This window comes from Deltaproteobacteria bacterium (assembly GCA_016180855.1).
In the GTDB taxonomy this organism is placed as follows: domain Bacteria; phylum UBA10199; class UBA10199; order JACPAL01; family JACPAL01; genus JACPAL01.
Genome location: JACPAL010000006.1, coordinates 40,733 through 55,343, shown reverse-complemented (window position 1 = coordinate 55,343; position 14,611 = coordinate 40,733). Strand labels below are relative to the sequence as shown.

Sequence of the window (14,611 nt, the reverse complement as noted above, 5' to 3'; positions counted from 1 at the left end):
CTCACCCGTCATCGGATCAAAACTGATCGCCGGATCGAGCTCGGCATCGGTGCGTGAGAGGACGACCGGATTACCATCAGGATCAGGAGCGGTCGTTACGCCAAACGAGAGTGTCTCACCAACAAGCAGATCGTAGGAGCGGACCGAGGGAGAGATAAAGGTCGGTGCTCTGTTGGTGGTCGCAACACACTGACCTGTCGACTCGTCGCAATCCTCGTTGTCCTCACAGTCTGCCTGCGAGGCGCACGTCCCTCCTCCGTCACAGAGTCCTGTGGCGGGATCACAACTCTGACCACCGGTACAATCGGTGTCGTCATCGCAGACCCCTCCTCCCGTGCAGGAGCCTCCCACACAGATCTCTCCCACCGCCACATTACAATCGGCGTTCGTCGTGCATGGATCCGTCGTCCGGTCGGTACAGACCCCCGAGAGGCAGATCTGGGTGTCACTGCAATCATCATTGCTCATACAGGCCCCGTCAGGTCTTATGCAGAGTCCGTCGTTTGTGTCGCAAAGCTCACCGGCAGGGCAGGGGAGCTCGGGGCAACGCTCTGTAGAACCGCGTACTATAAAGGTGGCGATTGGGGCGATGCTCGGGTCATCAAAAAAGGTGGTCTGATAGGGCGGGGAGACGGTTGTGATATCCAGAATAATTTCAAGGCCCAGATCGGTTTGTGGGAGCGTCGATGCGAGGAGTGTGCTGTAGACCCCGGAGCTCCGATGGGGGACAATAAAACTAATTGATCCCCCACCGCTGATCGGAAGTGGAGAAGGGGCAAGACCGACTGGGTCATCGGTGACGGTGAAGTCACCCGTCAGTGCGGTGCCATCACGCCGCCCGATCAGAAGGGTGACGGTGACCCCTGTCAGGACAGGATTATTATCTCGGTCAACAACCGTCAGGCGGATCCGCGTCTCCTGCCCGACTCGCTCTATCGTTACATCTCGAACAAAATGGGAGAGTCCTGCCAGTACAAGATCGCCATAGACGGCGTCTTGACCACTCACGCTTCCGTCGCGGTTGAGATCACCATGGTCATTCCAGATCTCATCTGATGGATTGTCGATAATCGATCGATCGAGGAGTCCATTTCGGACCCAGACGACATCGGCTGCGGTATAAACACCATCTCCATTGGCATCCCCTGGAGGACCACCATGTGGATCGATGAATCCGTTTCCCGCCTCCATGAGGCATGGGGTGGTAGCGTTCCCAAAGTCGGGGGTTCCGTCACCGTTGGTATCCGGGCAATGGGCCGGAGCAGGAATTGGACTGGCGGGAAGACCGGTATCATTTGAGACACTCCGGATTCGTCCTGCAATCGGGCCGAAACCGGATTTTCCGGAACGGGCCTTAAATCGAATAACGGCTAATTCCAGATTAGATCCATTGATAGCGCTTGGTTGTGCCCAGCTTCCACCAAGCGTTATAACGCCATTAACATTATCAATACTGGGGGGTGACATCGCCGGGGCGTCATCGCCTCGCGATGCGCTCAGGGCCTCAAAAAGGGTTGGCGGGAAGCGAACCTCAAAACTGTAACCGCCGATCAGCCGTCCGCCGCTGTTGTAGCGGACCGGGAGATCAAACTCTTCGTTAGGTCTTCGATCAGGGAACGGAACTACCGTCTCCCCACCGAGATCACCGTCAAAGGCTCGTGGTGTGAGGTTGATGGCGAGGTCGATCCCCTGCGAGGCTGGTGTGCCTTCGAAGAGATCAGATGGGTCGAAGGTTGTTTCAATATCAATCGTCGGATTAACGCGTGGCCTTAATCGGTACAGCCCGTTTGCGTCAGCAGTCACTTCAGCCGTCGTTGCATTCAGGGTACCGAAAAGGGAGGTGAACCCAGGTTCGCCAGTACGCGGATGGGAGATGTTCTGTGTCTCAAGCGTGACAAGTCCCGGATTGGTGATCGGATTTAGTGAGGCAGGACCCGAGAGTGGGGACTGTGTGCCGTCACTAAAGGTGGCGATTGTCGCAAGGCGCGTTACTGCCGCGCCTCGATTTCCGGAGAGATCGGCCCGTTCATTCCAGGTGCCGTCGCCAGGATCAGCGGCCGCCGAGATGACGCGACTCAGGTTGCTGCTCTCCTCTCCGCTGATCTGAAGGCGGTTGATGTCGACGCGAGTTGTGCTGATTTGCATCTCTTCTACCGTGTCTGCATTGAGACCAAAGCGGGCCCGGATCGGAATATTGAAGTCTCCGGAGCTCCTTACACGCAGACGACCAAGCGGTCTGGAGCCATCGATCGATTCAACCACACCTGGATTCTCCAGAACGGTTATCTCCACCTCATTCCCAATCCGGCTCGTGATATCGGTGGAGAGGCCGTCGGTAAAAATTGCCCGTACCTGGAGTTGGGCCTCCTGGTGGACTGAACTGTTTTCGATCAGCTGCAGGTTTCTTTCGAGGACCCTGCTGCCAACCGGATAGACCGCATAGCTCTCAACATCGGGGTTATCGAGGCCAACGACCTCAACATTCAACGTTGCCGTGAGTCCCGGATAGCGTGAAGAGGTAGCGGTGATACGGGAGGTGCCTGCGACGGTTGTTCCGCTGACCGTATTTTCCATCGGATTCCATGTGATCGTCGGTGGGTCGGTTGGTGAATCGGCGGCAACCACTGTAATGGTGGTTCCCGGATCGTCTGTAAGATCCTCACGATTGGCACCTCCATCATAGGAGATCTCAAAACTTAATTGGCAGGTCGGGTCGATCTGTTCAGGATGGAATTGTGTGATCAAATCTGTTTCGGTAGCCGATGCGAGCTTGATCGACTCACTCTCCGAATCACAGGTAAGGGTCAACCCATCCGGTGTCCCGACTTCTGAAAGGATCAGGCCCCTGCCGGTCAGGACTGTTTCACCCGTTGCTTGATTGATAAGAGAGGCGGCGAGGATTTCTGATCCGTTTTGTACCGCCCTGAACCGGCCGGTTGTCGGTCCGGTCACCGGATCGGCCCATGAAACGGCACCACTCCCTGTTTCAAGCGCATACCGTGTTTCAACATCATTTTCGTCTCTATTATAGGTGCTGAAGTTGAAGACGTTTCCGTCGGGGAAATCCACGAACGCATCGGGGCTGCACTGCTGACCAAACCGGTCGAGGACCCGTGTGACAAAAGCGGTCCCTCTCGTTGTTCCGGTGAAAGGACTGACGGAGATAGGGTTCAGCACGGGGAGATCGATGCTGCAGGGGACAACGACATGAACATCCGCCGTCGGGACGTTGACGAGTGAGACCGTCTCATCCGAGACGGTGACCGCTGTACTCCCTAAAACAGTTCCCGTGGAGCTTCGTGCCTCGATCGTACTCGATCCGGCCTCTCTCCCAAGGACGAACATCCGGTCTCGTGTGGCAGGATGGCCGACGACCTCCACGGCGCCACCGGACTCATTCCAGGTCACATCGTTGGAGATATCGATCTCAAAGCTCAAACCTCCTGCTCCCTCACTCATCGTAGTACGGGCGAACAGTTCGGCCTCCTGGTACGTTGCCTCCAGTTCGGCGATCCGACGGAGTGGATTGGTCGGTCCAACGACAGTGACTGTGCCCGGCACAAAATTTCTGACATCGAACGAAGACGATTGGCCGTTCACGGTAGCGGTGAGTATCGCCCGTCCGCCGCTTCCGCCGGAACGGATCGTCCGGTCTGGCGTTGCATCGGCGATCGATGCGTCACTGCTCGAGAAGGCAAGTCCTGTTGAGGCGAGGGCTGGTAGCCCCTGGAGCGGAACGGCATAGACCATCGCCTCCGTAGTGGCGGAGGCGCCGCCGATCGATTCGAGTGAGAAGAGGGTCGGTGACTCGGCGTAGGCGTAGACCGCCTGGGTGTCGTTTGCGACAATGTCGATTGTGCCGCCCCCTTCCGAATTTCCGCCGGCGCTACGGACATTGACGGTGGAAGGGCCGGGGATGTCACGGCTTGCGGTATCGACAATATCCTCCTTGGTGATTGTGACCCCACCACCACTTACGGCGGCTGTTGCCCTGAATCGAATGTTGGCAACGTGCAGCGCTGTTCCGGAAGGACCGATGCCGGCGGTGGCGAGTGCCGGTGATTGCACGGTCAAGGTTCGTGTCGCCCCTGCACCGCTCACGAAGCTCGACTGGTTTGAAGGAAAATTATTGAAGAGGGAACCGTCGGGGCCCGGTGACAATTGGACAAACTCAAGCGAATCGTTCGGATAGGTGATCCGGAACTGGTAGTAGGCGAGCGGGCGGCCGTTGGTGTTGATCTTGAGGGGAATAAGAAAATCACGTCCCTCAATCATCCTTCCTGCGGGAAGCTCCAGTCCCGCCTGTCCCGATTCGAGTGTCAGGGGGGCCGCAGCGGTGCCCGGCGTGACATTGATTGTCTGGCCAATGGTGATCGTTGGTGTTGTCTCCGCACTGATGAGGATTGGAGTAGAAGAGCCGATTGCATCCGAGAGATCGATTGTTGCCTGATAGAGTCCCTCTCTGCCGGAGACCCGTGTGCCGGCGATCCGATTGCCGTTGTCGGAGCGGATAAAGGAGACTGACAGGTTATTGACGGGTCGTCCCAACTGATCGGAGGCGAAGAGGTAGGCGGTGACCTGTCTCAAGTTAAACCCATCATTATTATAGTCGACGGTCCAGTCTCGCGGGACGATCAACTGCCCATCGCGTGGAGCAACGCCGGTGATTTCAAAAAAACGGTCTGCGGAGGTATCGTTTGTTTGCCACTGGGAATCGACCCGCGCAGAGGCGCCGACTGAAGGGGAGGGGATAACGAGGTTGATGAGATTAGACTGATAGCTGAAGTCGTTTAGGCTAAAATCGACCATGTCGGACGGAATTCCCGGAGATGTGGCACCGAAAAGGACGGTGGCCCCTTCAACGAGGGTATCCGCATCACAAAGGTTTCCTGTCCCATCCCCATCATTGTCTGCCTGATCCGGGTTGAAGAGGTTAGGGCAGTTATCGTTTTGGTCAAAAATGCCATCCCCATCCGCGTCATTATCGGTAATGGGACACATCGTCGGATCACAGGGATCGCCGAGCCCATCCTGATCACAATCGGCCTGGTCTTCGCTTGCAACCATGGGGCAGTTGTCGCAGGCATCTCCCCTCGAATCCCGGTCTTCATTCATCTGGTCGGTGTTTCGAACAGTGACACAATTATCGCGATCGTCCGCGATGGAGTCCCGATCCTGATCAATGAGTAGCCCTACTTCACAAAGATCAGTCGCTGGATTCAAAAAAGCTCCCTTGGAACAGGTCGCCTCTTCGCAGACAAGATCAACATCGCAACACTGGTTTCTTTCGGGGAGATAACGTGTTCCACTGGGGCATCCCGGTTGGAGGGGGAATTCGCATTGATCACTCTCCGGGTTGAGCGAGGTCCCTTCGGGGCAAGTGGGTGGCTCACAACGGTTGCGGACATCACAACACTCGTTTTTATCGGCATTATAAGTAAAACCTTCCTTGCAGGGAGGTGTGATCGGCTCTTCACAGACATCTCCCACACCATCCCCATCGTCATCTGCCTGATCGGAATTTGGAACGTTGGGGCAGTTATCATCCTGGTCAAGAACTCCATCCCGGTCCCGGTCGAGGGGGGCGAGGCAGATTCCCTGTTCGATCAGGGCGTTAGGATCAGTTGCAATGGCAGGGTTGATAACGACTATACTCTTGACGAATGTCGAGTCAGGATTGAGGGAGGTCCCTTCCGGGCAGACAACCTCTGCCGGTGTCGGAGGTTCCGGTTCCTGCTTTTTTTTCTTGAAGAACGGACAACCGCATCCGCCGCCGCCTCCTCCGATCGAACCGACCGGTTTTTGCTCCTGGGCGACAACGGTCAGAAAGGTACCAAAGAGGAACAAGAGGCAAAGCTGAAGAAGCGCCCTTTTCATTGGTATTCGTCTCAACCCGGCTGGTGGTGCAAATTTTGTGCCGACATAGGCAGTCTTTCAGTCAAACAAGATACTGATATTGAAAGTGAAAAAAATAACAACCCCCCAAATTTATTCTCAAAATGATAGAAGTTATCAAATTGAGAATCAGATTGATCGGACCTTGCCCCTTGCCGGGAGAATGATCTTTTCGCAGGCGTGCAGGATCATCTCCGGTTCGGGAAGGCGTCCCTTCCCTTCAGTGCCACAGGCGAGGGGACCTTCTGACGGATCAAGTATCTGGTAACCGATCTTTTTCAGCTTGGTGACATTCTCCTGCGTGACAGGATGATTCCACATGTTTACGTTCATGGAGGGGACGAGGAGAACGGGGGCCTTGGTCGCACACAAGACCGTTGTAACAATGTCATCACAGATTCCATGGGCTGCCTTGGCAAGGAGATCAGCCGTTGCGGGTGCAATGAGAAGCAGATCCGCCAGATTTGCCAGCGCGATATGCCCGATCTCCTGTTCCTCGGTGAGGCTGAACAGTTCCGTATGAACCGGACGGCCGGAGAGTGCCTGAAATGTGAGCGGTGTAACAAACTGCTGGGCCGCCCGTGTCATCATGACATGGACCTCCGCCTCCTGTTCGACAAGACGGCGGACGAGATCACAAACCTTGTAGGCGGCGATGCCACCCGTGACCCCGAGAACAATTCTCTTGCCGTTCAGTCCCATAGCGGCGAAGATCTACCCCGTTTTTCGAGCAGGGGTCAAACGGATTAAATCTTTAGGGGGATATGTCTCTTCAGCCTCAAGAAAAGGTCGCTCTTCTTAAGCTGGCACGAGCTGCGCTTCAATCCTTTCTCTCCACGGGAAGTTTTTTCCCTCGTGAGATTCCGGGATCGGTCTTTCGTGAGAAGAGGGGGGCGTTTGTCACTTTGGAGACGGAGCAGGGTCATCTCCGGGGATGTATCGGTCATCTCGAGGCTGATCGACCGCTTGATCAAGTGGTTCAGGAGATGGCGCTCCAGGCGGCCATTTCCGATCCCCGATTTCCTGCCGTGACATCCGATGAACTGCCGCATCTTAAAATTGAGATCTCCGTGCTCTCCCCTTTTCGTCAGATTTCGGACTTGTCAGAGATTGTGGTAGGGGAGCATGGTCTACTTGTTGTGGAAGGTTCGCGGCGCGGCCTTCTGCTCCCGCAGGTCGCTGTTCGTGAGGGGTGGAATGCCGAGACGTTTTTGTCTCATACCTGCCGGAAGGCCGGTCTTCCGGAGTCGGCCTCACAATCACCCGACTTGAAGATTTACGTTTTTTCGGCGGAGATTTTTAGTGAAGAGGGAGAAGGGATTTTAAGCCGGTGATCGAGAGGTTACAAAAACATCTCCTGTTTATCGGTGTGACGGCCCTCTATGTTCCGGGGTACATGGGGGTCAACTGGATCTCGTCGAGGCGCTCGGACCTTCATCAAATGGTTCTTCCGTTTGAGAGGGAGATCCCTTTTATTCCGGAATTTATCTGGGCCTATCTCCTCATTTATGTCTTTGTGACACTTCCGTATCTCCTCGTCGATGACCTGGTTTTTTTCAGGAAGGTGGTGAAGGCGTTTTTGATCTGCATCGTCGTCCACTTCGCTTTTTTTCTGATCTACCCGGTCGAGTATGTTCTGCGTCCTGCGGTTGATTACGAGTGGGGTGGTATCTATAAGTTGATTACCTTTTATTACTGGGTCGATCTTCCCTACAACTGTTTCCCCTCGATGCATATTTCGAACGCCTTCATGGTTGCCTACATGCTTCGCGAATACCGCCCCGTCCTGGGAAAGATCCTGTTCCCGGGTGCTGTTCTTGTGGCAATCTCCGTTGTGCTCGTGAAACAACATTATATTGCCGATGTGGTGAGTGGCTATGTTGTCGGTTGGGGGATTTACTGGTTGGTTTTTAAGGCGGCCCGTTTCACAAATGAAAGGGGTCGGTTACGGTCTTAAGTTGCGGAATTCCTCCGTTTGGGATAAGGGAGGCTCATGAATCCCGCTGCGTGGGGAAGAGATCTTCGTGGTTTTTTTAAAGAGGGGATCTGGGCGGTCGATTTAAAGGCTCTCCCCTCGTTCAAGCAGTTTTTCTATCGTCCCTTAAAGATAGGGGCGATCGTCTACTACGGGTATCAGAGAAACAACCTCCCGATCCGTGCGACGGCACTCGCCTACACGATCCTGCTTTCGCTCGTTCCATTTCTGGCGGTCTCTTTTTCCCTCTTCAAGGCGTTTGGCGGTCTTGAAAATGCGATGGAGCCGGTCCAGAATCTCATCCTCTCCAACTTAAGTACCGGTGCTGGAACCACCGTCGTGGAGCACTTAAACCAGTTCATTGAAAATTACCGGAGCGGAACGGTTGGTGTGATCGGGTTTTTCTTGCTGATTCTCTCCCTGGTCTCTCTTCTCTCCTCTATTGAGAAGGCGTTTAACGATATCTGGGGGATCTCCAAGTCGAGGACCTTTATCCGACGGTTTACTACCTACTGGACGCTCATCACGATCGGTCCCATTTTACTCGGACTTTCTCTGACCATGACAGGGGCGTTGCAGAGTAATCAGTTGATAACCCAGGTCCTCTCTTTGAGCGGCTACCAGCAATTTTTCATCTCGAAAATCCCGTGGCTTGTGACGTGGGGGCTTTTTACCGTTCTCTATCTCGTGATGCCGAATACGCAGGTTCGGTTTGGCTCGGCCCTGGTGGGCGGGATTGTCGGGGGATCGTTTTGGGAGGTTGCCAAGTGGGGATATGCCCTGTACGCCTCCAAGGTGGTCACCTACAGCGCGGTCTATGGGTCATTGGGGATCATTCCGATATTCCTTGTCTGGATTTATTACACCTGGCTCGTTGTGTTGATCGGAGCCCAGATTACCTATGCCAATCAGAATATTTATACCTTTAAGCCGGCTCATAACTGAAAGAGCTGAAAATGGGGGTGAAAAAGGGGTTGCAAGGGGAGGGCGTTTGATCTAGCCTGCCCCCACATTTTCGGAAAGTACCGGAAGTGGGCCTGACGCCCACTTTTTTATTTTCAGGGATGGCTCATGAGACCGGATTTAAAGAAGGCACAGGCAATCATTGAGCCAATTGTTCGTGGGCTTGGCTGTGATCTCGTTGAGCTCCGGTTTTTGAGTGAAGCGGGACGGGCTGTTTTGAGGGTTTCCGTTGATCGCGAAGGGGGAATCAGCCTGGGCGAATGCCAGCAGATTTCACGCGAGATTGAGACGCCGCTTGAGGTTGAGGAGGTCCTGCCGGGTCATTATTATCTGGAGGTCTCAAGTCCCGGATTGGATCGTCCCCTCGTGAAGGAGGAGGATTATCTGAAGTTTGCCGGCCGGAAGGCAGCTCTTAGGACGGGACCTTCCATTGAGGGTCGGAGAAACTTCAAGGGAATTCTCCAGGGGATTGAGCAGGGAGTGATACGGATGCAGATTGACGGACAGGAATATCGGATCCCTTTCAATACCGTTGAGAGGGGACATCTTGTTTTTGAAGGCAAGTAAGAAGGAGGAGGAGAGCGATGTTGCAGGATCTAAACAGAGTTATTGAACATGTGAGTAAGGAAAAGTCTATTCCGAAGGAGCAGGTTATTCAGGCACTGGAGGCGGCCATGCTCATGGCGGCCCGAAAAAAATACGGGCACGAACGGGAGATTGAGGCCCGCTATAATGAGGAGATAGGCGAGGTGGAGCTGTTCCAGTTCAGGACGGTTGCCGATCCTGTTGAAACGGAGTTGACCCAGGTTTCGCTTGAAGAGGCTAAAAAACTCGATCCGGATGCCCAGATGGGGGATTCTATCGGGGAAAAACTCGACAACCGCTTTTTGGGGCGTATCGCGGCACAGACGGCAAAACAGGTGATCGTCCAGAAGGTCCGGGATGCGGAGCGGGATATTATTTTCAACGAATATAAAGACCGGGTGGGTGAGATTATCACAGGGATGGTTCGTCGCGTGGAGAAGAACACGCTTATTGTTGATGTGGGACGGGCCGAGGCAATCGTTCCCCCGCGGGAACAGGTCCGAACGGAAATTTTCAAGCCGGGAGACCGTATTCAGGCCTATTTTCTTTCTATTGAAAAGACACACTACGGTCCCCAGTTGATTCTATCGAGGCGCGATCGCCGGTTCATGGTCAAGCTCTTTGAGATGGAGGTTCCGGAGATCACAGCGAAGATTGTGGAGATCAAGAATGCCGCCCGTGAAGCGGGGGCGCGTTCAAAGATCGCCGTTTATTCGCGTGACTCGGACGTCGATCCGGTAGGGGCTTGTGTTGGAATGAAGGGGTCGCGCGTCCAGAGTGTTGTGCAGGAATTGCGCGGAGAGAAAATCGATATTGTTGCCTGGGATAACGATCCGGCCCGGTTTGTCTGTAACGCGATTGCTCCGGCAGAGGTCTCACGCGTCATTATCAATGAGAAGGACCACAGTATGGAGATCGTCGTACCGGACGACCAGTTGTCCCTTGCCATTGGCAAGAAAGGGCAGAATGTTCGTCTTGCGGCGGAGCTGACCGGCTGGAGTATCGATATTTACAGTGAATCAAAACTGGAAGAGATGGCCAAGAAGGCGAAGAAAAACCTGGTCGACACCTTGCAGGTTGAAGAATCGACCGCCACCATTTTATACAGTCAGGCCTACCGTTCTCCTGAAGAGATTGCAGAGGCCTCCTTGGAAGAGCTTCGTAAGGTGCCCGGCTTGGCAGGTCAGATTGAAGGGATTCATAAGGCGGCTCAGAAGTATGTTCGTGAAAATCGGGAGGGGAGCGATCTTCGGGGAGAGGAAAAATCTCTTAATTCCGTCAAGGGGATCGGAGCGAAGACGATGGAGCTCCTGAAGGCGGCCGGGTTCACTCACCCCTCCCAGATTGTTCAATGTACACCGGAGGTGCTTTCGGAAAAGACAGGCATTCCTCAGGCCAAGGCAGTGCAGCTGATTGAAAATTCGAGGGCTTGTCTTGAGGGGGCGGACAATTCATCTGAAATTAAGGAGAACCAGGCCGAGGCGACCTCCTAGTCCTTCGATTCATAAATTCGGTGACGAATTTATTTACTCAGGACTAGTGCTGAGCGAGTAATTTTGTTGATTTTTTTGGCTTTGTACATACGTCATAGTAATTACGAGTCGAAGTACTAAGGGAACTATGGAAGTTAAAACGAGCATTGAAGAAAAAAGGGTCAAATCAACGATTATCCGTCGGAGGACTGTTCAGCCCCCAGCGGCCCCCATCCCTTCTCCTCAAGCTTTGGCCCCGGAGTCTCTTGCCCCCGAAGAAACACCTCTGCCGGTAGAAACCGTTTCTTCGGATCCACAGGTCTTAAGTGAAACATCGACAGCCGGCCTGGAGAAACCTGTTTTGCCTGTGGAGAAAGAGGCGGATGATTTTGCGACACCTGCCAGAAAGGCTACACGCAAGAAGACTCGTGATGAGCTGGACATGGAAATGATCGAAAGGGTGGGAGGGCTTAAGAAGGCTGCCGTCATACTGACAGAGGCGCCTGAAAAACTGGAAAGGGTCTACCGGCCCGACAAGGGATCCAAAAAACGGAGACTTGTTGCCAAGCGGGATTTTAAAAAGACGGAAATCACGGTCGCCAAGGCGAGTAAAAAGGTGATCCGGATCGAAAATACGATTGTCGTAGGGGAACTGGCCCACCGGATGAGCGTTAAGGGGGCTGAGGTGGTCAGAAAATTGATGGGACTCGGGATGGTTACCTCGATGAATCAGACGATTGATTTTGACACCGCTGTTCTGGTTGCACACGACTTTGGATACGAAGTGGAGAATGTTGCCTTTGAAGAGGCAGCTGTCCTGACGGAAACGGCCGTGAAAAATTTAAAATTAAGGGCCCCCGTTGTAACGATTATGGGGCATGTCGATCATGGGAAGACGAGTCTTCTCGATGCAATCCGTCGAACCAACGTTGCTGGGGGAGAGGCCGGGGGAATCACGCAGCATATCGGGGCCTACGAGGTTGAGCTTCCCAAGGGGAAGATTACCTTTCTGGATACCCCCGGTCATGAGGCGTTTACGGCCATTCGTGCGCGAGGAGCCAAGGCGACCGATCTCGTCATCCTCGTTGTAGCGGCCGATGATGGTGTGATGCCGCAGACGGTTGAGGCGATCCATCATGCCAAGGCGGCCAAGGTTCCGATTTTGGTTGCGATCAACAAGATTGACAAGCCCGGAGCCGATCCGGCGAGGGTGGAACGTCAATTGATGGAGCATGGTCTTGTCTCGGAAAAATTGGGAGGGGACACCATCTTCATTCCGGTTTCTGCCAAGGAGAAGCGTGGTCTCGAAGAGCTTTTGGAAATGATCCTCCTGCAGTCTGAGGTTTTGGAGCTCAAGGCCGATTCCGAAATGAAGGCGAAAGGGGTTGTTATTGAATCGAAATTGGATAAAGGGCGAGGCCCCGTCGCGACTTTGCTCGTTCAGCAGGGGACCCTGAGGGCCGGTGATGCCGTCGTTGCAGGCGTTGCTTGGGGCCGGGTCCGTGCGATGGCGGATCATCGCGGTCAGCCGATGCGGGAGGCACTTCCCTCGATGCCGGTAGAAATTTTGGGGCTTTCACAAGTTCCACAGGCGGGGGATTCTTTTGATGCAGTCTCTTCCGAGGAAGACGCCCGGCTTGTTGCTGAACATCGGTTGGAACGGGAAAGAAAAGTAAAGGCAGTTGTTCGGCCTAACCTGGAGACTTTTTTTGCTGAGGCCCAAAAGGGACCGTCCATTCCCGAACTGAAGGTGATTGTGAAGGCGGATGTTCATGGTTCCGCGGAGGCCCTTCGGGATTCGCTTGCAAAGCTTTCGGGTGAAAAGGTGAAGGTCTCCGTGGTTCATTGGGGTGTTGGGGCGTTAACGGAGAGCGATGTTATGTTGGGCGTTACTTCTCATGCGATCCTCCTGGGATTTAACGTCCGGCCGGATGCGCGTGGTCGCGAAGTGGCTGAAAAGGAGCATGTTGAGATTCGCACCTACTCCATCATCTACGAGGCATTGGACGATATTCGGAAGGCGATGGAGGGCCTGCTCAAACCGATCCGCAAGGAGGAATATCTTGGTCGAGTTGAGGTGAGGCAGCTCTTTAAGATTGGCAAGGTTGGAGTGATCGCCGGCTCGGCCGTGGTCGATGGAAAGGTCATCCGCTCGGCCCCCGTTCGTGTCTTGAGGGACGGAAAGGTGATTTATGAAGGACGTCTCTCATCGCTCAAGCGTTTCAAGGATGATGCACGCGAGGTGACGGTGGGCCTGGAATGCGGCATCGGAATTGAGAATTTTAACGATATCAAGGTGGGGGATATTGTTGAGTCGTATCAGGTTCAGGAGATTGCCGCTAAGCTGTAGGCCCCTCTAAAAACTACCATTTAAGGTGTGCCATGTCGTCTCATCGCATTGAACGATTGAAGGAAGAGGTCAGGCAAATCGTGACGGAGATCCTCCTTTATGAGATGAGGGATCCGCGTTTCCAGCATATCATTGTGACCAAGGTGCATCTGACAAAGGACCTGAGTCTGGCACGTATTTATTACGAGAAGGGGGCGACATCGGAGTTGAAGGAGGCTCTTCAGGAGGCTTTTGAAAAGGCGAAAGGGTTTGTAAGGCGGCGTCTCGCCTCTCAGCTCAAACTTCGAATCATGCCGCAGGTGGAGTTTTATTTTGATGAAACAAATCAAGAAATCCAGAGGGTTGAAGAGCTCTTCTCCAAACTCTAGGGAATTGTCGAAAATTCTGGAGACCATTCGTCGGGGGCGCTCTTTTCTGGTGACAACCCATGCTAATCCGGACGGGGATGCCCTTGGTTCGGCCATTGCGCTTGCGATCGGCTTGAAGAAACTTGGAAAGAGGGTGAAGGTCTATAATGAAGATCCGGTCCCTGGAAATCTCCGTTTTTTGCCCCGGGCAGGATCGGTCAGTCAGAAGTTGGATCCTTCAGAATATTATGATGCGAGTTTTATCGTTGATTGTGCCGAACCGGATCGGGTCGGGGAGGCTTTTGTCAAACATCCCCATCGGGGCCAGGTTATCGTAATAGACCATCACCGCAAAAGTCAGCGGGCTGGTGATCTGAATCTGATTCAACCCAAAGCCGCTTCCTCGGGAACGGTGGTCCTTCAGGTGTTGCAAAAACTAAAGGTTTCATTGAACCGTGAGATTGCCTTGGCTGTTTACACGACACTCGTGACCGACACCGGTAACTTTCGCTACTCCAATACGGATGCTTCTGTCCTGCAATTGGCCGCACGGCTTGTTGCACAAGGAGTTTTACCCTCCTCCGTTGCGACGGCGGTTTATGAAAGTTATCCTGTGACAAGGCTCAAGCTCTTGGGTCAGGTCCTTCCGACGCTGGCTATTTCAGCAGATGGCCGCTATGCCTCTCTCACGTTGATGCTGAAGATGCTTGAAGAAACCGGTGCCACGGTCGATCTCTCCGACGAATTCATCAATTATGCCCGCTCTGTGGATACTGTTAAAGTGGCGATCTTCTTTCGTGAGAAAGAGGGGGGGGGCTGGAAGGTCAGTTTTCGATCCAAAGAGCGTTATGATGTGGCTCGTCTCGCGGCCCGGTTTGGCGGAGGGGGGCATGCAAGGGCAGCCGGTTGTAAACTGGAAGGTTCCTTCGAAGAGGTACAGAGGAAGATCTATTCTGCCGTCGAAGAGGTTTTGGCGTCCTAAACGACGCCTTGAAAGACACGCCAATTTTCTGTTACACTAAGG

At 53.9% G+C, this 14,611-nt stretch carries 10 protein-coding genes and 2 pseudogenes; 8 read left to right on the top strand and 4 right to left on the bottom strand.

Translation table 11 applies throughout. The annotated features are described in order from the left end of the window. The 4 genes and pseudogenes from HYT77_03730 to coaBC form a co-directional block, all read right to left on the bottom strand. On the bottom strand, window positions 1-4,809 hold a 4,809-nt coding region (locus HYT77_03730), incomplete at its 3' end, for a hypothetical protein (GenBank protein MBI2067101.1). Between the two features lie 45 nt (window positions 4,810-4,854). Next, window positions 4,855-5,115 (bottom strand): annotated as a pseudogene (locus HYT77_03725) (thrombospondin type 3 repeat-containing protein). A 354-nt stretch (window positions 5,116-5,469) separates the two neighbouring features. Beyond that, window positions 5,470-5,877 (bottom strand): annotated as a pseudogene (locus HYT77_03720) (thrombospondin type 3 repeat-containing protein). Between the two features lie 147 nt (window positions 5,878-6,024). Beyond that, the gene (coaBC, locus tag HYT77_03715; protein ID MBI2067100.1) at window positions 6,025-6,597 is read right to left on the bottom strand and encodes a bifunctional phosphopantothenoylcysteine decarboxylase/phosphopantothenate--cysteine ligase CoaBC; all 573 of its coding nucleotides are present in this window, start codon (window positions 6,595-6,597) and stop codon (window positions 6,025-6,027) included. A 62-nt stretch (window positions 6,598-6,659) separates the two neighbouring features. Here coaBC and amrA point away from each other — a divergent pair, with 62 nt between their 5' ends. The 8 genes from amrA to HYT77_03675 all read left to right on the top strand — a co-directional run bounded on the left by amrA (window position 6,660) and on the right by HYT77_03675 (window position 14,569). Beyond that, window positions 6,660-7,229 (top strand): AmmeMemoRadiSam system protein A, encoded by a 570-nt coding sequence (gene amrA / locus HYT77_03710; GenBank protein MBI2067099.1) that lies wholly within the window; start codon window positions 6,660-6,662, stop codon window positions 7,227-7,229. Then, complete coding sequence (locus tag HYT77_03705; protein MBI2067098.1) at window positions 7,226-7,852, top strand: phosphatase PAP2 family protein; 627 nt, start codon at window positions 7,226-7,228, stop codon at window positions 7,850-7,852. Before amrA ends, HYT77_03705 begins: the two co-directional genes overlap by 4 nt. 36 nt (window positions 7,853-7,888) lie before the next feature. Next, a complete protein-coding gene (locus HYT77_03700) occupies window positions 7,889-8,815 on the top strand; it encodes a YihY family inner membrane protein (protein ID MBI2067097.1) in 927 nt (308 codons plus the stop codon). Window positions 8,816-8,941: 126 nt separating this feature from the next. Beyond that, complete coding sequence (locus tag HYT77_03695) at window positions 8,942-9,400, top strand: ribosome maturation factor RimP (GenBank protein MBI2067096.1); 459 nt, start codon at window positions 8,942-8,944, stop codon at window positions 9,398-9,400. Between the two features lie 17 nt (window positions 9,401-9,417). Beyond that, a complete protein-coding gene (gene nusA / locus HYT77_03690; protein MBI2067095.1) occupies window positions 9,418-10,911 on the top strand; it encodes a transcription termination/antitermination protein NusA in 1,494 nt (497 codons plus the stop codon). A gap of 127 nt (window positions 10,912-11,038) precedes the next feature. Beyond that, the gene (infB, locus tag HYT77_03685) at window positions 11,039-13,240 is read left to right on the top strand and encodes a translation initiation factor IF-2 (protein MBI2067094.1); all 2,202 of its coding nucleotides are present in this window, start codon (window positions 11,039-11,041) and stop codon (window positions 13,238-13,240) included. A 32-nt stretch (window positions 13,241-13,272) separates the two neighbouring features. Then, window positions 13,273-13,608, top strand: coding sequence for a 30S ribosome-binding factor RbfA (gene rbfA, locus HYT77_03680; protein MBI2067093.1), 336 nt, complete (start codon window positions 13,273-13,275; stop codon window positions 13,606-13,608). A 4-nt stretch (window positions 13,609-13,612) separates the two neighbouring features. Continuing rightward, window positions 13,613-14,569 (top strand): bifunctional oligoribonuclease/PAP phosphatase NrnA, encoded by a 957-nt coding sequence (locus HYT77_03675; protein ID MBI2067092.1) that lies wholly within the window; start codon window positions 13,613-13,615, stop codon window positions 14,567-14,569. The last annotated feature ends 42 nt before the right edge of the window (window positions 14,570-14,611 follow it).

Excerpts from the sequence above, each read along its gene's own strand:
- nusA (MBI2067095.1), top strand. The coding sequence starts at position 9,418 with ATGTTGCAGGATCTAAACAGAGTTATTGAACATGTGAGTAAGGAAAAG.
- HYT77_03695 (MBI2067096.1), top strand. The coding sequence starts at position 8,942 with ATGAGACCGGATTTAAAGAAGGCACAGGCAATCATTGAGCCAATTGTT.
- coaBC (MBI2067100.1), bottom strand. The coding sequence starts at position 6,597 with ATGGGACTGAACGGCAAGAGAATTGTTCTCGGGGTCACGGGTGGCATC.
- HYT77_03700 (MBI2067097.1), top strand. The coding sequence starts at position 7,889 with ATGAATCCCGCTGCGTGGGGAAGAGATCTTCGTGGTTTTTTTAAAGAG.
- infB (MBI2067094.1), top strand. The coding sequence starts at position 11,039 with ATGGAAGTTAAAACGAGCATTGAAGAAAAAAGGGTCAAATCAACGATT.
- rbfA (MBI2067093.1), top strand. The coding sequence starts at position 13,273 with ATGTCGTCTCATCGCATTGAACGATTGAAGGAAGAGGTCAGGCAAATC.
- amrA (MBI2067099.1), top strand. The coding sequence starts at position 6,660 with ATGTCTCTTCAGCCTCAAGAAAAGGTCGCTCTTCTTAAGCTGGCACGA.